The 22,609-nt window shown below is 45.5% G+C and carries 20 protein-coding genes; 8 read left to right on the forward strand and 12 right to left on the reverse strand.

Annotated features, from left to right (window positions below; translation table 11 throughout):
• The first annotated feature begins 135 nt into the window (after positions 1-135).
• From L2744_RS12110 to L2744_RS12125, 4 genes are all read left to right on the forward strand, one after another.
• On the forward strand, positions 136-579 hold the full coding sequence (locus L2744_RS12110) for a hypothetical protein (protein ID WP_248992139.1): 444 nt from the start codon (positions 136-138) through the stop codon (positions 577-579).
• Positions 580-682: 103 nt separating this feature from the next.
• Positions 683-1,336 (forward strand): DUF4304 domain-containing protein, encoded by a 654-nt coding sequence (locus L2744_RS12115; protein ID WP_248992140.1) that lies wholly within the window; start codon positions 683-685, stop codon positions 1,334-1,336.
• A 109-nt stretch (positions 1,337-1,445) separates the two neighbouring features.
• Positions 1,446-2,228 (forward strand): hypothetical protein, encoded by a 783-nt coding sequence (locus L2744_RS12120; protein WP_248992141.1) that lies wholly within the window; start codon positions 1,446-1,448, stop codon positions 2,226-2,228.
• An 89-nt stretch (positions 2,229-2,317) separates the two neighbouring features.
• Positions 2,318-2,647, forward strand: coding sequence for an SMI1/KNR4 family protein (locus L2744_RS12125; RefSeq protein ID WP_248992142.1), 330 nt, complete (start codon positions 2,318-2,320; stop codon positions 2,645-2,647).
• A gap of 492 nt (positions 2,648-3,139) precedes the next feature.
• Here L2744_RS12125 and L2744_RS12130 read toward each other — a convergent pair whose 3' ends face one another.
• Positions 3,140-3,691 carry a hypothetical protein gene (locus L2744_RS12130; protein WP_248992143.1) on the reverse strand — a complete coding sequence of 184 codons (552 nt, stop codon included), beginning with the start codon at positions 3,689-3,691 and terminating at the stop codon, positions 3,140-3,142.
• A gap of 269 nt (positions 3,692-3,960) precedes the next feature.
• Between L2744_RS12130 and L2744_RS12135 the strand changes: the two genes are divergently transcribed.
• A complete protein-coding gene (locus L2744_RS12135) occupies positions 3,961-5,988 on the forward strand; it encodes a S9 family peptidase (RefSeq protein ID WP_248992144.1) in 2,028 nt (675 codons plus the stop codon).
• Positions 5,989-6,090: 102 nt separating this feature from the next.
• On the opposite strand, the gene L2744_RS12140 is transcribed toward L2744_RS12135, so the two are convergent.
• The 11 genes from L2744_RS12140 to hslR form a co-directional block, all read right to left on the reverse strand.
• The gene (locus tag L2744_RS12140; RefSeq protein ID WP_248992145.1) at positions 6,091-7,569 is read right to left on the reverse strand and encodes a M16 family metallopeptidase; all 1,479 of its coding nucleotides are present in this window, start codon (positions 7,567-7,569) and stop codon (positions 6,091-6,093) included.
• Positions 7,566-8,897, reverse strand: a complete 1,332-nt coding sequence (locus L2744_RS12145) for a M16 family metallopeptidase (protein ID WP_248992146.1) — start codon at positions 8,895-8,897, stop codon at positions 7,566-7,568. The genes L2744_RS12140 and L2744_RS12145 overlap by 4 nt, the downstream gene beginning before the upstream one ends.
• A 137-nt stretch (positions 8,898-9,034) precedes the next feature.
• Complete coding sequence (locus L2744_RS12150) at positions 9,035-10,456, reverse strand: amidohydrolase (RefSeq protein ID WP_248992147.1); 1,422 nt, start codon at positions 10,454-10,456, stop codon at positions 9,035-9,037.
• Positions 10,457-11,696: 1,240 nt separating this feature from the next.
• Entirely contained in the window at positions 11,697-11,957 is a 261-nt protein-coding gene (locus L2744_RS12155) for a hypothetical protein (protein ID WP_248992148.1), read from the reverse strand.
• A 95-nt stretch (positions 11,958-12,052) separates the two neighbouring features.
• Positions 12,053-12,937: a potassium channel family protein gene (locus L2744_RS12160; protein ID WP_248992149.1), complete on the reverse strand. Its 885-nt coding sequence runs from the start codon at positions 12,935-12,937 to the stop codon at positions 12,053-12,055.
• 97 nt (positions 12,938-13,034) lie between these two features.
• Positions 13,035-13,304: a hypothetical protein gene (locus L2744_RS12165; RefSeq protein ID WP_248992150.1), complete on the reverse strand. Its 270-nt coding sequence runs from the start codon at positions 13,302-13,304 to the stop codon at positions 13,035-13,037.
• Positions 13,305-13,622: 318 nt separating this feature from the next.
• A complete protein-coding gene (locus L2744_RS12170; RefSeq protein ID WP_248992151.1) occupies positions 13,623-13,832 on the reverse strand; it encodes a hypothetical protein in 210 nt (69 codons plus the stop codon).
• A gap of 11 nt (positions 13,833-13,843) precedes the next feature.
• Positions 13,844-14,395, reverse strand: coding sequence for an SMI1/KNR4 family protein (locus L2744_RS12175; RefSeq protein ID WP_248992152.1), 552 nt, complete (start codon positions 14,393-14,395; stop codon positions 13,844-13,846).
• Positions 14,396-14,709: 314 nt separating this feature from the next.
• Positions 14,710-16,269 carry a phosphoenolpyruvate carboxykinase gene (locus L2744_RS12180; protein WP_312018326.1) on the reverse strand — a complete coding sequence of 520 codons (1,560 nt, stop codon included), beginning with the start codon at positions 16,267-16,269 and terminating at the stop codon, positions 14,710-14,712.
• Between the two features lie 185 nt (positions 16,270-16,454).
• The gene (gene hslO / locus L2744_RS12185; protein WP_248992154.1) at positions 16,455-17,315 is read right to left on the reverse strand and encodes an Hsp33 family molecular chaperone HslO; all 861 of its coding nucleotides are present in this window, start codon (positions 17,313-17,315) and stop codon (positions 16,455-16,457) included.
• 14 nt (positions 17,316-17,329) lie between these two features.
• Positions 17,330-17,728 carry a ribosome-associated heat shock protein Hsp15 gene (hslR, locus tag L2744_RS12190; protein ID WP_248992155.1) on the reverse strand — a complete coding sequence of 133 codons (399 nt, stop codon included), beginning with the start codon at positions 17,726-17,728 and terminating at the stop codon, positions 17,330-17,332.
• A 252-nt stretch (positions 17,729-17,980) separates the two neighbouring features.
• Between hslR and gspC the strand changes: the two genes are divergently transcribed.
• From gspC to gspE, 3 genes are read left to right on the forward strand one after another with little or no spacing between them, the layout of a single operon-like run.
• A complete protein-coding gene (gene gspC, locus L2744_RS12195) occupies positions 17,981-18,907 on the forward strand; it encodes a type II secretion system protein GspC (protein ID WP_248992156.1) in 927 nt (308 codons plus the stop codon).
• 24 nt (positions 18,908-18,931) lie between these two features.
• Positions 18,932-21,049 (forward strand): type II secretion system secretin GspD, encoded by a 2,118-nt coding sequence (gene gspD / locus L2744_RS12200; protein ID WP_248992157.1) that lies wholly within the window; start codon positions 18,932-18,934, stop codon positions 21,047-21,049.
• Positions 21,042-22,607 (forward strand): type II secretion system ATPase GspE, encoded by a 1,566-nt coding sequence (gspE, locus tag L2744_RS12205; RefSeq protein WP_248992158.1) that lies wholly within the window; start codon positions 21,042-21,044, stop codon positions 22,605-22,607. Before gspD ends, gspE begins: the two co-directional genes overlap by 8 nt.
• Positions 22,608-22,609 lie beyond the last annotated feature (2 nt).

A 22,609-nucleotide genomic window follows, 5' to 3' on the forward strand; every position in this document is an offset into this window, starting at 1 on the left:
CATGCTGATCTCCAATTTTTAGTTTCTTTGACAAAACTATTATGGCTCTGGCTTTAAGCTAATCCACGATTGATTGGAGATCAGCATCTTTGTGGGGAGTCATTATGTCTATACGAAACCAGTGAGTAGCAACGAATGAATTTTTCAACACTGATAGAGCTTGTGCCGTCAGGAGTAATGACAGCTTTTCTTGCTTATATTGCATATCAACAAATGGCAATTAACCGAAAAAAATTAAATCTTGATCTTTACAACAAGCGCTTTGTTATTTACACAGACACGCTTCGTTTCTATCAGGAGCTTGCTGACCAAGAAGTTAGCCAAGAATCCCATCGAGCTTTTATTAGTAGCAAAGAAGCATCTAAGTTTTTATTCTCAAAAGACTCAAGTATTTTTGAACTTCTAGATTTAATGCATTCAGAGTCATTCAAAATTACGGGTTTTAAGCGTCATGGAAAGGAGTTTTCTGGAACACCGGAATTCGTTGAAGGGTTTAAAACATCTCAAGAAACATATTTTTGGTTTAGTAAAAAACTGGGTGAATTAAAAAATAAAATGTCACCTTACCTGAATCAGTAAAAGCGTATAACAAATCGCGCCAGAATCGCACCCTTCGGGTGCTGGACGGAAAACCGCTTCGCGGTTTCCGCCCCTGCGCTCAGCGTTATGCGAAAACGAGATTATGAGTACACCTCCACACAGTAAAATTATCAACAAAGTCGCAAGGCAAGCTTTGAAACCTGTTGGTGTGAAGCGAAAAGGCCAATCGAGGGTTTGGCTTGATGACAATGGATGGTGGATTACAGTAATTGAATTTCAACCTTCTTCATGGTCAAAAGGCACTTACCTAAATGTGGGTATTAATTTTCAGTGGTACCCCAAAGAATACCTATCTTTCGATATTGGTTATAGAGAAGCAGGTTTTGTCGAGTATAAATCAGATGAGCAGTTTGAGCCTAAAGCTCAAGAGTTCGCAGAAATAGCCAAAGCTAAAGTGTTAGAAATTAGAGAGCAGCTATCTAGCCCTAAATCAGTAAAAGAGTACGTGATTTCTTCGTTGCAAAACCATCGGCCAACGTTATGGGGTGAGTTTCATCAAGGTATGTCATGTGTTCTGAACAAAGACAGAAACGAAGCTATTTCATATTTCAATCAGGTGCTAAGCAACCCTCACGATACAGAGTGGGCAATAGAGCTTAAAGAATTCACTTCCCGAATGGTTCAATTACTCGAGTCAGGCGAGGATGCGCTCCGATTCATAGATGAAATAGTAAATAAATCTCGTGAACTGAAGAAATTGGAGCCAACGGATGTTCAGATTGCAGAAATCGCATAACAAAGCGCTGCTGCCGGACAAGCATTGAGCCACAGAGGGGTTAGATAAAAATATGTTTCACTTGCTAGTATCTTACCAAGGATGGCCTGACTCAGGCGGAACCCTGTCAATGAGCCGCATATATATTAGAGAAGACGACCCTGTTGGCAGTAGGTTTTATTCAAACGGTACACTCGATGTTGCCAAATTAAAGGAATACCCTGCACTTTTAGTGACCGAAACTGGGGGCAACGGGCCGCAATTCGCAAGGGTAGCGTATATTACAAATATCACCTTGGGGAATGATGTATCCATTCAATATGCCATTGACAATAGCATTCAGCCAATTTCCAATGCTGAGCTAGAAGGGCATTCAGTAGAATTGAGATTAGGACGGTTTGGTTTATCCCATACTTGTTGGTCTGTGTGCGACGTTGATCTATTTAAGCTGTTATTGCAAAACCAACAAAAAAGGTCTATTAGTCCAAAGGTGTTCTCACTTGAAGCGGCTTACTCGCAAGATGAAAATCTTGTCTCGATTATGATGCCATTTGGAGCTGAATTTAATTCGGTACACGCAGCTCTTCAACAATCAATCAGTGCTGTCGGTTTGGAGAGCGTAAGAGCTGACGACATATGGGAGCACCATACGATAATCCAAGATATCGTAAACATAATAGCTCGAGCCAAAGTTGTAGTATGTGACTGTTCCGGGAAAAATCCTAATGTGTTTTACGAGGCTGGGGTTGCCCACGCTATCGGTAAAGAGGTGATCCTCATAACACAGTCAGAGCACGATATTCCTTTTGATCTTAGGCATATACGCTACATAAGATACCTGCCTAATAGCGAAGGCCTTGCCGATTTGTCGGCATCATTACAGTCAAGATTACGTTCAATTAGAGGCTGGTAAAGTTGCATAACAAAGCCATCAAATCAGCTCCCTTCGGTCGCCCGACGCTCGCAAGCTCGCGCGGTTTATGGCGGCGTTAGGGCTCAGATATGAATCGAGCATTTTGTAAAGTATTCAAAAGCGAAACTGGCGTTGAGTACGGCGTAATCCGAAAAGCCAAGGAGCAATTTCCTGAAGTCTTATCCACTTCGAATGTCCTTGCCGAAGACGATTGCGGTAACTATTTCGTTCTGCTTAACGAGGCTGTGTGCTTCTGGGATCACGAAACGGGAGAGAACGAGGTTCTTTCTGAGTCAGTAAATGATTTTGTTTCTAGGTGTTCTGCTCCAGAAGAAGTCGAACTAGAGCCTGGCCAGGTAGAGTCGGCTTGGATAGATCCCGAGTTTGCGAAGCAATTCGGCATCAAGAGCAAGCCCTAACAAGCGCATGTTTCGGACAAATTTCCGCTGCGCTCCAATTTGCCGCAAATGCGAGCGTATCTCCATAGAAATTTTAATCCGAAACTGACAAGTTAGAGCAAAGGAGCTATCACGCTTTTGTCCACAAACGAGTCACATATCTACTTTAAAGCAAACAGGCAACACCGATGTTAAACAGGTGAGCCATGGTGATTGGCGAGACGACCGTCCGCACCATGGACGGGGCGGTCGAGCATCCACGGAGGGACTTGCTGCGTGTCGGTGAGTGAACACCATGGCAAGTCTGCGTTAGTAGATATCAGCCAACGAATACACGGGGTCAGTGTAAACGAATCTGGTTGCCATCACTTACCTAATGCTATTACCCACCTTTAGTGCATAAAATCTAACGCTTTTTTGTCCCGAAGTGAGTTGTGTGGTGTCAAGTGGAGATTGTACGATTAAGTCGTACTACATAATCAAAACTGCCAGTTCGTGTATGAGTTAGTACACTTATTGAGATGGTGCGACAGGTGTCATCTCTATCCCACGAAAAAGCTGGTAACGATCGACATCATCATCTAGATATTGAATATTCTGCGTCCATTGCCAAGCATTATGTTGGGAAGGGGAAGCCTGAGTTTGGAAGAACAACTGGATCAATGCAGTTCTAGCATTTACCACTCCCTCGCCCAGTAAGGAATAATCCCCATTTTTGCGATACAAACTAAATACTTGCTCTTTCTCCTGCGACACTCCGTCGTAGTAGGTCAGCAGTACTTGTTCACCCTGTTCCCTAAACCACCAAGTTTCACTGTAGGGCGCCCGAGTACCAACGCTGACAGAGAGTAATAGCTGTCGTTGATCGTGGGAGCAAAAGCCTGTCGTGGTGACTTTTCGTGGTATTTCACCCACTTTGGCCGCATCGCCCGTCCATTGGCCGACAAACTGAGAGCAAAACTCATTAAAGCTGATTTTAGTTGCTACAGCCGAAAAAGGCGTTAATACACTGAGCGTAATAACCCATAGGCAATACCTTTTTAATAGGTTGATTTTATTCTGCATATTTTCACCTACCTACAATATTGCATTAGATTAGCGTTAAATTCGTCCATCAACAAATACTAAGCCGCCTTTGAGTCGATTTATGCCTAAATGCGCTGCTCACAGAGTAGGGTTAGCCGAGGTTGGCGAGCCCAATTCACAGATGCTTACACAAAGCTTGTTTATTGCTCGTCATTACTCAGTTTGCTTTCATGCTCAGTTTCTATACTCTCGAGTTTGTACGACTCAATATAATCATTATAACTATATGTATGATAAGGAGACTCATAGTGAAGAAGGCAGGAATTTTATTGCTCTGTCTGTTGATGCCATTCGGCTCAGCATTTGCGGAGCAGGGCAAGCCACTCTCGGTGGAATTGCTCTGGCAACTTAAACGTATTGGTAGCCCAGTTGTATCGCCCTCTGGTGAGCATATTATTGCGCCAGTTACAGAATATGATTTAAAGGAAGATAAAGGTTCGACCCAGTTATGGCGTTTTGATGGCGAAGGTAAAAATAATCGAGCCATCACAGCCAAAGGCTTAAAGGTTCGTGAGCCGGTGTTTTCGCCAGATGGCAAAACCTTAGCCTTTGTCAGTGAGCGAAATGAAGACGACGCAGGCCAAATCTACCTATTGCCTATGGACGGTCCCGGTGAAGCGCAGCGCTTAACCGATATTCCTACCGGTGTTAATGGCATTAAATGGGTTGGCAAGCACCTGTATTTCATCAGCAATATCTTCCCAAATCAAAAATGGGACGAGATGAAAACACAACTGAAAACCGACAAGGACAATAAGGTCTCCGCTCGCCAGTGGAATGCTTTACCCTACGCTCAGTTTGATCACTGGTTAGATGAACGTCGCCAAGCCCATGTATTTAGGATCCCAGCTTCGGGTGGCGAAGTCGAAGCCGTGACGCAAGCGCTCGGCCATGAATTACCGCGTTCGAGCCAAAGCAGTTCAAGCTACGATATTTCGCCTAATGAACGCTTGATTGCCTTCAATGCTTATGGCTCAGACAATCGTGTCGATCCTAAACTGGATATTTTCCTCGCCACGATTGGTAGCGGTAAAGCAGAAAATATCACCCCAGAAAATCAAGCTGGGGATGGGAATCCCAACTTTAGCCCTAATGGCAAAATGCTCGCCTTTACCCGTCAAAAAATCCCTGGCTTCTACGCCGATACCATAAGGCTAATGTTGCTGGATATTGATAGCCGCAAACTTAATACGCTAACACCAGAGTGGGATCGCTCGGTCAGTCAATTCAATTGGACACCGGATAGCAAAGGTTTTTATGCCGCCATCGATGATGCCGCTACTAGCCGCATTTATCATATCGATGCCAAAAACGGTAAAGTCAAAGCTATTACAGAGGCGACGGATTTTGGTCAACCTGCCATAGGTAAAGACGGTGAACTGATTGCCACCAACGAGAGCTTCTTGCATCCTGCGCGCTTGGTCAGCATTAATCCCCGCAATGGTAAGACTGAACGCCTAGAGAATTTTAATGACGATATTCTCAAGGATGTTGATTTAGGCACTTACGAATCAGTAACCTACAAGGGATATCAAAACCAAGATATTCAAATGTGGGTTCACTATCCACCCGGATTCGACCGCAGCAAAAAATACCCCCTCTTTATGTTGGTTCATGGCGGGCCACACAACGCCATTACCGACGGTTTCCATTACCGTTGGAACGCGCAAACCTTCGCCTCTTGGGGATATGTTACTGCGTGGCCAAACTTCCACGGCTCTAGCGGCTTCGGACAAGCGTTTGCCGATGCGATTAACCCAGATTGGAAGAATAAATCCCTCGAGGATGTGCTCAAGGCGGCCGACTGGTTTAAACAGCAAAGCTGGATTGATAGCGATCGTATGGTGGCGGGTGGCGCCAGTTACGGTGGTTATCTGACCTCAATTATTTTAGGTCAACCTCATCCCTTTAAAGCCTTGCTGATCCACGCCGCGGTTTACGACATGTATTCACAAATGGCGTCGGATTTTGCCGTGCACAGCACCCGATTTGGCAACTACTGGGATAATCCTGAGCTGTATAAAGCCATTTCTCCCCATTACTTTGCGGCTAACTTTAATACCCCAACCTTAGTCAGTCATGGTCAACTCGACTACCGTGTACCAGTGGGGCAAGGGTTTGAACTGTTCCGTACCCTGCAAACTCGCAATGTGGAATCGCGGATGATTTACTTCCCCGATGAAAACCATTGGGTTATGAAGCCTAATAACTCCCTCTATTGGTATAACCAAGTGAAGGATTGGATGACCCATTATGCTAAGCCGGGTGGACAATAAACGCTGAACCTAGAAGCTAGCACCTAGAACCGAGAACAGAAAAGCAAAAGGTCTGCACTATGCAGACCTTTTCTTTATTGAATCAAGCCTCGCAATGATAGCTTATTGCCCAAATCCCGTGGCTTTAATATCGACGGTTTGCACTTTGCCATATTTGGCGGCGATGGGTGCAATCTTAGCGGCGTTACCAATCAGCACAAATTGCAGATCTTTTTGCGGGAAGTAAGTTTTCACTAACCTTTGGGTTTCTTCTAGGGTTAAACCATCCACCTTAGCTTGGAACTCATTGATAAACTTATCATCGAAACCGTACAAATACATGCCTGACAAAAGCCCCGCAAGTTGGCCTGAGGTTTCAAATTTAGGTGGGAACTGACCCTTAACATAGGCTTTAGCCGAATCTAAAGTCGCTTGATCTACGCCTTTCTCCCACAAACGTGCATAGGTTTTTAAGGCTAGATCCATCGCTTCTTGGGTAGTTTCCGTCTTAGTGAAAGTACTAATGGTAAACACGCCAGAATCGGTATAAGGGCTAAAACCTGAACGCGCACCATAGGTTAAGCCAGCGTTCACTCGCAGCTCATCGTTAAGCCAAGAGGTAAAACGGCCACCTAAGATAGTGTTCACTACGGTTAAACCCACATAGTCTGGATTATCACGACTAATGCCTAAACCGCCGATCACAAAGGTGGTTTCGATTGCATCGGGTTTATCTACCAACAAGACTTTGGCTTCGGTCAACTGAGGTAGACCTTGGTTTAAGTCAGGCTGTAGCAGTTTTTCGCTACCTTTCCACTGACCAAAGGTTTGCGTCAGCTTGGCCTTCATCGCCGCCACATCGAAGTCACCTACAACAGTAATCGCGGTATTGGTGGGTTGATAATAACTCTTATGGAAAGCGTGTAGCTGCAACACTGTCACTTGTTCGAGTGAATCACTGTTGCCTGAAGTGGCATTGCCGTAAGGATGCGCACCAAATACGAGCTTATCGAAGTAACGACCAATCACAGCCCGTGGGCTTTCTTTATCCTGCTGTAGTCCTGCAATCGCGCGTTGTTTGAGTTTATCGAACTCGGCAGCATCGAAGTCTGGCGTTAACATGGCGGCGCTAAATAAGCCCAGCATCAGGTCAATGTCCTTCGCCATAAAGTCAGCACTCAGATAGCTGCCTTCTTTATCCGCTTCGGCCACTAAGCTTGCGCCGAGAAAATCCACTTGCTGCTCGATATCCGCCTTAGATTGCCCCGCCGCACCTAACAGTAAACCTGTGGCGGTCATTTGTGCCACGCCTGCGGTGGTGTCATTAACGGCGCCCGCACGCACCACGGCATTTAAGGTAATTAAAGGGACTTCGCGCTGCGGCATTAAATACACAGTAAGGCCGTTATCTAACACAAACTTATCGTAACTTGGCATAGCAAAGCTGCCAGTATCGACCTGCTTTGGCGCCGATGTCGCTGCGCAGCCCGCTAAGGCTAAGCTTGTGCCTAAAGTCAATGCTGCCATTAACTTAGACGATTTCCCAAGTGATGCCATCTTAAGTGATTTCATTGCCATCGCTTTCACTGCTGTCGATTTCATAGGGAGGACTCCTCGGTTGCCGCCAGCACAGCCACAGTGCGATTCGATTTACGTAAGTAGATTTGGGCAACTCGTTGAATATCTGCAGGCGTCACCTTGTTATAGGCATCAGGTGCATTAAATAACTTGTCGTAACTGCCAAAATACATCTCATAGGTGCCTATGGTATTAGCCTTACCATTAATGGTTTCCATCGAACGATAAAAATCCATCAACTTGATATTTTTAACTTTTTCTAGCTCTTGTTGGGTAACACCTTGGCTCGCAATCGCATCGATTTGTTCAATCAGCGCACGCTCCAGCGTCGAGGCTTTCACCTCAGGCGTGGCAACGCCCATCACATAGAAGAGGTTAGGATCGACCGACATCGGCATATAGGTTTGCGCTTCTAAGGCCACTTGTTTATCAACCAATGATTGATATAAACGCGAGCTATTACCTTGGCTTAGAATCGAGCTTAATAAGTCCAGCGCATAAAAATCCGCATGGGTTGCCGCCGGAATATGGTACGCCAACATTACGTTAGGTGTGCTGACCGATGCCTTTTGCACAAAGGTGCGACGCTCACCCTTTTGCTCAGGTTCGACAGTGCGAATCGCTTTAGGCGGAGTCTGTGCCGGAATAGGCGCAAAGTATTTGTCTGCTAAGGCTTTCACTTGAGCAAGCTTTACATCACCGGCAATTACGACCACGGCATTGTTCGGCGCGTAATAGGTTTTATGGTACTGGACTAAATCTTCCAGCGTCCAAGCGGCGATATCCGACTCATGGCCGATCACCGACCAAGAATAAGGATGGGCTAAAAACGCCACGCCTTTGATTTCGCCTTCGAGGGCATTCCAGTTAGAGTTTTCTAAGCCAGTGGAACGCTCCGACTGCACTACGCCACGTTCGCTATCGACCATGGCTTGGTTGATATCTAAGTTAGCGATGCGGTCGGCTTCGAGATCGAACATAGTTTCGAGCGCATTGGCGGGGAACCAATCGGTATAAACCGTCATGTCTTCAGTGGTATACGCATTGTTCGCGCCACCGGCGGCTTCCATAGTACGGTCGAACATTTTTGGGCCATACTTTTTCGAGCCATTGAACATCATGTGCTCGAAAAAGTGCGAAATACCGGTAATGCCGGGCACTTCGTTACGTGAACCGACCTTCCAAAACAAATACATGTTGGCATTGGGAATTGAGGCATCTTCTAGCACCATGATTTTCATGCCGTTATCTAGCGTGAAACTCTTAATGTCTTCTGCCGTGGTGGCCTGTGCTTGGCTTAGGGGATTCAAAAGTCCCATAGCCAACACCAGAGCCGATAGCGTGCGCTTCATCTTGTTCGCTCCTTGCTGTAAAAAATCACATATGAAGGTAAATTGTTTAACAAATCAAGCGCAAGAAGCTTATCCCACGCCGATTTTTTGTAAGCTCAAGTTATACCGCAGCGTTTACGGAATAATGCGTTAGCCACTTATTGGGCTTTGAGCGCCGTTAACGCCACTTTGGTCATGGCCTCAACGCCGACTTTTAGCGCACTTTCATCCACATAAAATGCCGGTGAATGATTGCTGGCCGCCGTTTCTGGGTCCGTTCCCTTTGGCGTCACCCCGAGGAAGAAAAACATCCCCGGTGTTTCTAAGGCGTAGTAAGCAAAGTCTTCGGCACCTGTGATTAATCCGGGTTCGATCAGCATCTTATCGCCCACGACACTGGCGAGCACGGGCCGCATGCTGGCGACTAATTCGGGATTGTTGACCACCACAGGATAACCTTGGTGGATCTCCGTGGTCGCAGTCGCCCCTAAGGTTTTCGCCGACAGCTGTGCCATTTCCGCTAGACGCAGTTTAATATCGGCGCGCATAGGTTGGTCGAAGGTGCGAATTGTACCAATCAGCTCGACTTCATCGGGAATAATATTAGAACGAATACCGCCATTAACCGCGCCAAAACTCACCACGGCAGGGGCTTTAGTGATATCCACCTGACGGCTTACTATGGTTTGCACGTTAGTGATAATTTGCGCCGCGGCGACAATAGGATCGACCCCATTCCAAGGACGCGAACCATGGGTTTGGCTGCCTTTCACTTTGATGGTAAAAGAGTCTTCACTCGCCATCGCCGGGCCACTGCGCAGGCCAATCATGCCACTCGGCATGCTCGAGGTGACATGCATACCAAATACTTGCTCGGGTTTGCGCTGAGCAAATAACCCTTCTTTGAGCATCAATTCCGCGCCGCCCTCTTCACCCTCTGGCGCACCTTCTTCGGCGGGTTGGAAGATAAACATCACATCCCCCGCTAGGCTGTCTTTCACTTTCACGAGGTTTTCAGCCACGCCCATTAACATAGCCACATGGGTGTCGTGACCACAGGCATGCATCACCCCCACCTTTTGATCGCGATAAGTGTCAGTCACCTTAGAGGCAAAAGGCACATCGACCACTTCAGTCACAGGCAGTGCATCCATATCCGCTCGAATCGCAATCAACGGCCCAGGCTTACCACCCTTCAATTTTTCCCCTTTTAAAATGGCCACCACGCCCGTATGTGCCACACCCGTTTGCACTTCTAATCCTAGGGATTTCAGATGTTTTTCAATAATCTTGCTGGTGCGAAACTCACGATTAGACAACTCAGGGTGTTGATGCAAATCCCGGCGCCAGTCGATCACCTTTTGTTCCACTCCCGCCGCCAACTTAGCCGCATCCGGCATAGCACTGGTCGCCGCTTGCGCTGAGGTTAAACCTGTGCCCATAAAGCTTAAGGCTAAGGCCGACGCAATTAAGGTCTTAGAAAAACGGGACTTGTTTGCAGAGGATTTAAAGCCAAATGCCTTTTGGATTGCTGATTTTGAAATAACTGATATAGCAAGTGATACAGAGGGTAAAGTCATAGCGATAGCCTATTGTTGTTTTTATAAGCTACCTAAACTACACGGACATTGAGGAATTGTTAATAGATTTAATGATGAAGGTAAATAACACAGCTAAAGAGCCAAATCCTAATGATGTTTCATTAGATGTCATATTAAGCCGTCATTCCCGCAATGCTTGTGGGCGGGAATCCAGCTTTAGGTAAATAAGCCTGTTCGATCTTGAGAGTATAAAAAATCTATGTAAGTGGCACTCATATTTAAATAATTGATTTTATGAAATTAAATTGTAAAACTATTAAGCACCGCCATTACAGTGACACGCAGCCAGTCCATCCATGGATGCTCGACCGCCCCGTCTGCTGTATAGGACATACGAATGTCGCGATCACATGGATGTGAATAAGCGACCATGGGGCGGACGGTCACTTCCATGGCAGCGCTTAATTCCGTTAATCCCAGCTATGTCTGAAAGTCCTCATTTTACGGCCATACAGCAGCTTTAACTCTAGGTGGCTTGGTAAATTCTCTTGGTAAATTTTTCCTAAATTTATTGTCGAATATTTAAGCCGTCATTCCCGCAATACTTCTGAGCGGGAATCCAGCTTTTAGGTATCTTAAGCTTTAAAAAGATGGGACAGGCTGGTCTCTGATAAAAAAAGATCAAGGCGATATTACTTTTTGGTAAAACAGGAGCTCGTCAATCTGTCTCAGCGATTAAGCACCGCCATTACAGTGATACGCAGTCAGTCCATCCATGGATGCTCTACCGCCCCGTCTGCTGTATAGGACATACGAATGTCGCGATCACATGGATGTGAATAAGCGACCATGGGGCGGTCGGTCACTTCCATGGCAGCGTTTAATACCGTTAATCCCAGCTATGTCTGAAAGTCCGCATTTTACAATCATACATACAGCAGCTTTAACTCTAGGTGGCTTGGTAAATTCGCTTGGTAAATTTTTCCTAAATTTATTGTCGAATATTTAAGTCGTCATTCCCGCAATGCTTCTGAGCGGGAATCCAGCATTTAGGCAACTGAAGTTTAGCTATTTAGAGAATTGCATACTGGACGAGTTGTTAGATTTCTGAATCGGTACTCTAGAGATTTGATTCATCTTAAGGGAAAAAACCGCCCCAGAATAGCCGCAAACGGGGCGTAAGGGCGGGTTTTAGGGGGTAACGTGAATCAGTCTGATGTAGAGTGATTTCTTATAACGTTTAGCACAAACTGCTCTGCCACGAAGTGGCATTATGCGCTTACCAGCTTACCTTTAAAGAGTGCTGAGCAGCAGTTGCACAAATACGCTCTACTGTAAAGCCGCGAGCCTCCAGCTTGGTGATGGCACCTTGGAGTTCGTTTTCACTCACGGCTTCTTTGCTAAGAATTTGAGTAATAGAAGTTGCTCCAGTCTTGGAGTTAGCCTCAATAAATTGGCTAACTTGTTTTACAACCTCATCAGCTCCGTACGTAGAAGCTTCCGAGTTGGCGCGGGCCTGAGCTGCAGTGATTTCTGGCATATTGTGATTTCCTTAATGGTGACTAATGGCTAACGCATGCCAGCATGCATGGCTTTGTAGTGACGGTTAAACGCAGCGAAGAAGTTATTGCTAAACTATACATATATTTGTCGTAAAGCATTATCAATACTAGCCATAAGGTCATACTTCATCCTTAAATTTATAGAAAAAATCAAAACTGGAGTCAGTTCAGTTCTCTGAACCCCTTTATTGAAATGCTCTCCATCTTCATGGTTTTTAAGTGCAGCTTTTATCATCATAGCCCCCACGCCCTCATGTCCATCTTTAGCAAAAAGCAATAAGGATCCTCGAGCTTGATCTGAATAATGATGCCCTATGTAATCAATGATTGACTGCTGTAATTCAGGATGATGATCCAACTCAAAATTGGCTAATATAAACTTCAGTTCATTGACGAAAGTATCCTCATTAGCATAAAAACTCTCTATCGATGTGTTAGAACCATTCTTATATTTGAGTGAAAGATCAAACATTCCAGACAGATCTTTTTCTTTAAAATTTTTATTAAGCTCCAAACTGTTCCCCTCCCGCTTTGTAACTGGTGTAGTCACTTCGAAAAAGGAGTGCCTCATATTATTGAATACCCATGAAAGAGCAGTTGAATACGATTTCAATTTTCTATCATTCGTTATGATTGCCTGATGCTCTATTGATTTTTTAGTTTCATCTTCTATTTTATTGGCGTGACCTGTCCATACAGCATTAATTAGAAGGCCTAAAATTGTTATTCCCAAGAGTGCTTGCAGAGATATTGCAATCTGAGCATACCATGAAATGGGAAGAATATCCCCATATCCTAGTGTTGTTATCGTCACAATACTAAAGTATAGAGCACTGACTGGAGTTAAATCTTTATTTAATAGTCCATTTGGAGCGTAGTAATATATGACAGCAAAAACGAGTATGCAGGCTAAATACGAAAAAAATAAAACCCTAACAGATATTGAGCCTAACTTCATAATTATCCTTGGTAACTTAGTACTGCGCAAAAAGACTGGTAAATAAATGCAGCGTTTTGAATATCTCTGCCCAGCCCGATCGCATAACTTATTATCATTAGTTGGACAAGTTAGCTACAAGCCAATCATTCACTTCTTTTGGACCTTGGCCGAAATGAGGATTAGTCAGCTTAATCACGTAAAGATTATCATTGTTATCCAAGTGGTTAGAAAGGAAGTCATATATCTGCTTTGGGTTTTGCCCAGTGCTGATTGCATACGAAGACTCCGAGAGCATCGCCCAATTTCCGTATGATTTTATATCTTCAACTATCGGTGGGCGTTTTGTTTCGTTGTTAAGGTCGTAGGTAATAATATACGTAGTCATATTTATATCTCCTTATATATGTTTTAAATGCTAACATTTGATTTATACGCATGCGTGTTTGCCTCACTAGAACAAAGATCTAGCCACCCATTTTAAATCAACAACATAATGCACTTCCTGTTTGACTACAACCTGTACTGGCTAAAATTACTTGAACAAGATCCATCAAATGTGGCAGGACTGTATCTGAGGTACAAAATAGAGCTAATTCATTAAAAAATAGCGTATTTCAGCCATGCTAACCCACCCACTATACGAATGGGCAGTGATTGGGTTGATTACACTGGATTGCTGTCAATAAATATTAAGAGTGGATGGCTAGCTAAAATTATTTAAAGAAACCTCCAAATCACCGCAATAATTTTCAAAGTACTTATGCATTTTGAGCATAGCATTTAGGATTTGATGCTTTGTTTCTGGTGTCATCAGAGAAACGTCTTCGAGCATTTTTATGCGTAACTTATCTTTGCCCTGAAGCTCACCTTCAATAGTCAGTTCACTAGGTTTGTTGAATAATGGGTCGTTCATTTTCGTTATCCTTAATCCTCAATTAACTCATCTGGATATAGCGCGATTTGCGCCAAGGATTGTTCAAAAAATTGGCTTAGGTCTGGGCTAATAAAGTCCATCATATCGGGATCATGAGTGTATGCGATGACTTGTCCGATTTGGCCTAATGCCGAGGGCGAATGATCTGCAATCAAGAGTAATGTACCGCCCCCAAATTGGGCAAAGGGCAACCAACCTTCTTGATACCATCCCGATTGGATTTTGGGATCCCGCACTTCTGGCTCGTGGTAATCAGCGTAGTACTGAGTCTGTTTTTTCATTCGGTCACGAAATTTAAGTGATGAGGCTAATGACAAAAAATCATACCGACAAAAGTAATCTTTTCGGGCAAATACCGTGCTCCACTCATTGCCACCATTGGCATATCCCCAAAGCTCCCTTAGCTGAGGATCAAGTTTAAAACCTAATTGTTTTTCGGCTTCATCTAAGGCTGAGTTTGATAAGCCATGATCTAGTTCTAATGTTTGATTCATGTTGGCGTAGATAGCGCTCAATGCTTGTAGATACGTCTTAACGTCCATTGTATTTATTCCTCCATCTTAGAACTTGGCACAGCCCTGTTAGTCAGTTTGCTTTATACGGTTAGCATATGCACTTGCGGAACTTATTTAATCGAATTAACCACATAAATGCCATTTTAAAAGCTAAAAAACTCAATATGCGAGGGTGATTAATGACCTTGAACGGGCAATCCCCGCAGGATGCACAGATATTTCGCACGCTTGGTATTAGCTCAGTTTAATGGCATGGTTTGCGTCAGCCCTATAAAAATGGCACTGACCAATATTGAGTCAGTGCCATTTTTTACAGGCTTTAAATTTAAGCGCTTAGGTTTTTATGCCTTTGGGCCAGCGCTTCGGATTGCGTCTGACACTTGATACTTAGCGAAGTTTTTAGTGAAGGCTTCGGCCAGTTTTTGGGCATATTCGGCATATAGTGCTTTATCGCCCCAAGTGTTGATTGGATTGAGTAAATTGCTGTCTACGCCAGTTACCGCCACAGGAACGGCGAGGTTCAATGTGTCTAAGTGAACGGTTTCAGCATCTTTCAATTCACCGCTGACAATCGCATCGACGATGGCGCGGGTGGTTGGGATATCAAAACGCTTACCCACACCGTGTGGGCCACCAGTCCAACCTGTGTTGACTAAGTACACTTGGCTACCGAAGGACTCAATGCGCTTCATCAACAGTTCTGCGTACACGCCAGCAGGGCGTGGGAAGAAAGGTGCGCCGAAGCAAGTTGAGAAGGTCGATTGAATCGCTGAGGTTGAGCCGATTTCAGTCGAGCCCACTTTGGCGGTATAGCCAGATAAGAAATGGTAGGCCGCCTGTTCTTTAGTCAGGATAGAAACCGGTGGTAATACGCCAGATACGTCGCAGGTTAAAAAGACAACCGCATGTGGCTCGGCGCCGCAGTTGTCTTCTTTACGTTGGGCAATGTGTTCTAGCGGATAGGCCGCGCGGGTGTTTTCCGTCAGGCTGCTGTCTTTGTAGTTAGGGACGCGGTGTTCGTCCATGACCACGTTTTCGAGTACAGTGCCGAAACGAATCGCATCCCAAATCACGGGCTCATTCTTCTGGCTTAAATCGATACATTTGGCGTAGCAACCGCCTTCGATATTAAATACGCCGCCCGGTGCCCAGCCGTGTTCATCGTCACCGATCAGGAAGCGTTTGGGATCGGCAGATAGCGTGGTTTTTCCCGTGCCAGACAGACCGAAAAATAACGTAGTGTCGCCATCTTTACCTACGTTGGCCGAGCAGTGCATAGGCAATACGCCTTGGGCTGGCAGTAGGAAGTTTTGCACTGAGAACATAGACTTTTTCATTTCGCCAGCGTATTTCAGGCCAGCAAGCAGCACTTTACGTTCGGCGAAGTTTAAGATCACGGCCGCATCTGAGTTAGTGCCATCGCGTTCTGGTACGCAAACAAAGTCAGGGGCATTGATGATCTGCCACACAGGTTTGTCTTTGCGATTAAATTCTTCAGGAATGATAAAAAGGTTGCGGGCGAACAGTTGATGCCAAGCGTATTGAGTGGTCACTCGCACTGGCTGGTAATGTTCAGTATCGGCACCGACTTCGAGATCCGATACAAACAGCTCTTTATCGGCGAGGTAAGCTTCAACCCGTGCCCATAAACCTTCAAAAGCACCGGGTTCAAAAGCTTGGTTGACTGGGCCCCATTCAATATCGGCCTCTGAACTGGGTTCTCTAACGATAAAACGATCGCCGGGTGAGCGACCACTGCGAGCGCCTGTTTTAGCGACTAATGCACCATTAGCTGTCAATTCACCTTCGCCGCGTAGCAGGGCAAATTCGACAAGTTGAGCTGTTGAGGGGTTGTAATGAACGCGGTTTAATCCATCCGCCATAGCGAGGTCTCCATTTATTTGTATTTGTAAGGTTATTTTTATTATCGATCGTCTGCCGATTTATTTTTTATTTATCGCCTAGGTCATGCTAGGGATAAAGTGAGGCCGATTGTAGCCTAAGCGGAGTACAAAGTGTGAGCTGGATAATTGCCGAATAAAAAAATGGGCACCTCAAGGCGCCCATTTATTGACTAATTTATTGATTACTGAGGCGTATTTGAGCATTGGCCATTGGCAAATATCGCCGCGATATCTATGCCATCGAACGCATAGTTGGCATTGCAATACTCACAGCCCATTTCAATTTTGCCTTCTTCGGCAAGAATGACTTCAACTTCGGCTTGCTCTAGGGTCTTAATTGCCGCAGCACTTCGTTCACGTGAGCAGGTGCATTTAAAGCTGACTTCAATAGGATCGAATAGGCGCACTTCTTCCTGATGATATAAACGGTGTAATACGTTTTCAGCATCTAAACTGAACAACTCCTCGGCCTTAATGGTTGAGGTTAATTGGCTTAAATGCTCGAAATCCTGATTGTGATCTTCTTGGCTTGGCAAAATTTGCAGGAACATGCCAGCAGCCTGTTGTCCATTGGCAAATAACCACAGCGCCGTTGGTAACTGTTCAGATTGATTGAAGTATTCCTCAACACAGGCGGCCAGAGTGGGCTTATCTAATGCCACCACACCTTGGTAGCGTTCACCTTCATCTGGTGTCAGGGTGATCACCATATAGCCTTGACCAAATAAGTCGGCAAGGCTGGCATTATCGGCTAATTCGCCATTCCAACGTGCAACACCGCGCAGTTGTTGCAGGTTATTACCATTGATAACCGCAAGCGAAACCGGGCCATTGCCCTGCAACTGCACGCTGATATCACCACTGAACTTTAAAGTAGCAGTTAACAGTGAGGTGGCCACCATTAACTCACCAATTAAGACTTGTAATACAGGTGGATACTCTTGGGCGCCGATCACTTGTTGATAGCTATCTTGCAATTGCACTAGCTCACCACGCACATCGGCATTATCGAACAGGTAACGGTGTAAAATATCTTGGTTCATATTGAATCTCACTATTAGAATTCTTTAAAGCGAATGAGCTGACGTCGTTGCTTTTTATCTGGTTTATGGTCTGGCGCAGGATTATTGAGTATATTCAACCGTCGTGCTTCGGCGTTTACTGCGCGTTTTGCCACACTATTAGCTGTTTCTTCGTACAATTCTTGTGCAATTGATGCACTTTGGCGTAATTCGGATAATTTTTTTATGACGATCTCTTTATCGTCATATCCTTGGCGTATTTTAAGGACGGCACCTATCTCTGCATTCTTACTAGATTTGATGCGCGCTCCGTTGTAATGTACTTTGCCGCCATTGATCATTTCCTTGGCAATGGCGCGGGTTTTAAAGAAACGCGCGGCCCACAGCCACTTGTCGAGCCGAACGCTGGTATTGTCGCCAAAACTTTGCGTCATAGTGCCTCCAAGGTAAAAGATCGATGAGTTCACATGTTGAACAATAAAATGCGTGAGCTGCATTTCTATTATGTTAAAGGGTGGCATGCTTCACACCCTTTTAAGGCGGCCAAAGTTAGCATAATTGGCCAATTTTCGCCAATTACAATACTGTTATGGGGTTGTTGCCAAATGCGGCCTAGGTTAGCATGTGGCTGGCATCATTAATTTATATAATCAGAACAGAGACCTGTATCGAGGGTCCACATAGATATGGATTTATTAGATAAAATTATCGCGAAAGCTGCCAGTATTCCTCACAAGCCCTTAAGTCAGATAACATTCTGGTTCGGGTTTATTGTGAGCTTGCTGTTAGCTGCACAAATTACATGGAAGCTCGTACCTACAACCTCATCATCCAGTGCTTGGTCACCCATGGCCACCACGGTAGGTAGTGGGGCTGGACAAGCCGATCTCGCAGGTTTACAGCAACTTGGACTTTTTGGTAAAGCAGATGCTCAGTCTGAAAGAACTAAGGTCGAAGTGGTTGAAACAATCACTGATGCACCTAAGACAACACTGTCGATCCTATTGACTGGCGTGGTTGCTTCAACGGCAGAGCAAAAAGGACTCGCGGTTATTGAGTCCAGTGGTAATCAAGAAACCTACAGCCTTGGGGATAAAATTAAAGGCACTTCTGCCTCACTCAAGGAAGTCTATGCCGATCGAATCATCATCACTAACGCAGGCCGTTACGAGACCTTAATGCTTGATGGTTTAGTTTATACGAGCCAAAGCGCAGTCAATCAGCAGTTACAGCAGGCAAAAACAAACAAATTAGACCAAACCGTAAACCGCGTTGATCAACGCCAAAATGCCGAAGTTTCCCAAGAACTGGCCGAGTCGCGTGATGAGTTATTAGCCGACCCCAGTAAAATCACCGATTACATTGCCATCTCACCCGTAAGACAAGGGGACTCAGTCGTAGGTTATCGTCTTAACTCTGGCAAAGATGCCAATTTATTTAAGCAAGCAGGCTTTAAAGCGAATGACTTAGCGAAATCTATTAATGGGTACGACCTGACTGTAATGACTCAGGCGTTAGAAATGATGAGCCAACTACCTGAGTTAACCGAAGTTTCCATTATGGTTGAACGGGAAGGTCAGTTGGTTGAAATCATGTTTAGTTTGCCGCAATAACACGCGTTAGAGGAAAGTAAAATAATGAATAAAAAATGGATTCGACGCAAACTGATTGCTGGAGTTGTGGCGGGCGCTGCCATATTTACCTCCCAATTTGTTTGGTCAGAACAATATGCGGCCAACTTTAAAGGCACTGATATTCAAGAATTTATCAACATTGTTGGTAAAAACTTGAATAAGACCATCATTGTTGACCCAACGATCCGTGGCAAAATTAACGTGCGCAGTTATGACCTGCTGAACGACGAACAGTATTACCAGTTTTTCCTTAACGTTTTACAAGTTTACGGCTATGCCATCGTCGAGATGGAAAACGGTGTGATTAAGGTCGTTAAAGACAAAAGTGCACAAACTGGCGCTATCCGTGTCGCAAACGATACCGATCCCGGTATCGGCGATGAAATGGTCACTCGTATTGTGGCGCTGTATAACACCGAGGCTAAGCAACTTGCACCTCTGTTGCGCCAACTTAATGATAACGCGGGCGGTGGCAACGTAGTTAACTACGATCCCTCTAACGTACTGATGCTTACGGGCCGTGCCTCTGTCGTTAACAAGCTGGTGGAAATTATCCGCCGTGTAGATAAACAAGGGGATACATCAGTACAAGTTGTGCCCCTAGAGTACGCATCAGCCGGTGAAATGGTGCGAATTATCGATACCCTTTACCGCGCAAGCGCAAACCAAGCGCAGTTACCTGGTCAAGCGCCCAAAGTCGTGGCCGATGAGCGTATTAACGCTGTAATCGTCAGTGGTGATGAAAAGAGCCGTCAACGGGTGGTTGAGCTTATCCATCGTCTCGATGCTGAGCAAGCCAGCACCGGAAACACTAAGGTACGTTATTTACGCTACGCCAAGGCTGAAGATTTGGTTGAAGTGTTAACCGGTTTTGCCCAAAAACTGGAAGGTGATAAAGAGCAAGGCGCTCAAACAGCGGGTACTAAGCGTCGTAATGAAATCAACATTATGGCCCACACTGATACCAATGCTTTAGTGATCAGCGCTGAGCCTGATCAAATGCGCACTATCGAAAGTGTTATCAACCAACTCGATATTCGCCGTGCTCAAGTCTTAGTTGAAGCGATTATCGTGGAAATTGCTGAGGGCGATAACGTTGGTTTTGGTGTGCAGTGGGCCTCTGAGTCCGGTGGTATGACTCAGTTTAATAACCTTGGTCCAACCATAGGTGAGATTGGTGCGGGGATTTGGCAAGCGCAGGATGTGGAAGCTTCCCAAACTTGTACTGGTTCGGGTGATAATATGACCTGTACATCTAACCCAGATACAGAAGGGGATGTAACACTGCTCGCTCAAGCTTTAGGCAAAGTCAATGGCATGGCTTGGGGCGTGGCCATGGGTGACTTTGGCGCCTTAATGCAAGCCGTGTCGAGTGATACAAACTCTAACGTACTAGCGACTCCTTCTATTACCACATTAGATAACCAAGAAGCCTCGTTTATCGTAGGTGACGAAGTGCCTATTCTTACCGGTTCTACCGCCAGTTCAAGCAACAGCAATCCATTCCAAACCGTTGAACGTAAAGAGGTGGGGGTTAAGTTAAAAGTCATACCTCAGATCAACGAAGGCAATGCGGTTAAATTGGCGATTGAGCAAGAAGTCTCTGGGGTTAACGGTAACACGGGCGTGGATATCTCCTTTGCGACTCGCCGTCTAACCACCACTGTTATGGCAGACTCAGGGCAAATCGTGGTGCTCGGTGGTTTGATTAACGAAGAAGTGCAGGAAAGTGTGCAAAAAGTGCCTTTCCTCGGTGATATCCCGTTCCTTGGGCATTTATTTAAATCATCCTCGAGCAAAAAGACCAAGAAAAACCTGATGATCTTTATCAAACCAACCATTATTCGCGATGGTATGACAATGGAAGGGATTGCTGGGCGTAAATATAACTATTTCAGAGCCTTACAGCTTGATCAGCAAGAACGTGGCGTTAACTTAATGCCCGATACGCCAGTGCCAGTGTTGGAGGAATGGAATCAATCTGAGTATTTGCCACCGGAAGTAAACGATATTTTAGAGCGTTACAAAGATGGCAGAGGCTTAGACACCCAGATGCGTAAAACGGATCCAACGCTCAAAACGCTGGATGAAAACAAAAGTAAAGATAAAACCAATGAGTGAAATTCAACTATCCCAAGTCGATGACTTAAGCCTAGTTTCTAATGAGCTAGGCTTAGAAACCGAAGGTGATGAGGTATTTCGCTCCAATAGCAAAGAGCGTCTACCCTTTGCCTTTGCCCACCGTCACGAGGTGATTTTGGCCTATGGCGATACAGACGAGTTGAGTCTGTTCCATACCGCTAAAACACCACTTGCTGCCATGCTTGAAGCACGCCGTTATTCGAGTATTGATTTGCCCTTAGTACAGCTTGAACCCGGTAGATTTGAGGCCAAATTGACTCAGGTCTATCAGGCTAATTCCTCGGAAGCGCAGCAACTGATGGAAGATATTGGCAACGAGATGGATTTATTCACCCTTGCCGAAGAGTTGCCTCAGACCGAAGACTTGCTCGAAGGTGACGATGATGCCCCTATTATCAAGCTGATTAATGCCTTGTTATCTGAAGCGATTAAAGAAGAGGCCTCGGATATTCACATCGAGACCTATGAAAAGCAGTTGATCGTGCGTTTCCGTATCGATGGTGTGCTGAAAGAAGTGCTTAAGCCGAACCGTAAATTGTCGTCACTGCTAGTGTCGCGGATTAAGGTGATGGCGCGCCTCGATATTGCCGAGAAACGGGTGCCGCAGGATGGGCGTATTTCACTGCGTATCGCGGGTCGTGCGGTCGATGTGCGGGTTTCGACCATGCCATCGAGCCACGGTGAACGGGTCGTGTTGCGTTTATTGGATAAAAATGCCGGTAATCTCGATTTAGAACAATTGGGTATGAACGATGCTATTCGAGTTAAATTCGAAGATCTTATCCGTCGCCCACACGGTATTATCCTAGTCACTGGCCCCACAGGTTCAGGTAAAAGTACCACGCTATACGCGGGCTTAACTGAGATTAACTCCAAAGATACCAACATTCTGACCGTTGAAGACCCTATAGAATATGAGTTAGAAGGTATAGGTCAAACGCAAGTTAACACTAAGGCGGATATGACTTTCGCCCGGGGTCTAAGGGCTATTTTACGTCAAGACCCTGACGTGGTGATGATAGGTGAGATCCGCGACCTAGAAACCGCGCAAATTGCGGTGCAGGCGTCGCTCACGGGTCATATGGTGATTTCAACGCTGCACACTAACACGGCCTCAGGCGCTATTACGCGTTTGCAGGACATGGGAGTCGAACCTTTCCTTGTTTCCTCGAGTCTGCTTGGCGTGTTGGCCCAACGCTTGATCCGTACCCTCTGTCCTAAATGTAAAATTGAGCATGCGCCCGATCAGCGTGAACGTGAATTGCTGGGGATAGCGGCCGATGATGACAGACACATTTTCCGCGCCAATGGCTGTAAAGCCTGTGGCAACAGTGGTTATCGCGGTCGTACCGGTATTCACGAACTATTGCTGGTGGATGACAATGTGCGCGAGCTTATCCATGGTGGTCGAGGTGAGTTGGCGATTGAAAAATACATTCGTCAGTTCGTGCCCAGTATTCGCCACGATGGCATGAGTAAGGTGCTCATGGGCATCACTACACTTGAAGAAGTGCTAAGGGTGACCCGCGAGGAGTAAGC

It is taken from the genome of Shewanella profunda (genome assembly GCF_023283765.1).
Lineage (GTDB): Bacteria > Pseudomonadota > Gammaproteobacteria > Enterobacterales > Shewanellaceae > Shewanella > Shewanella profunda.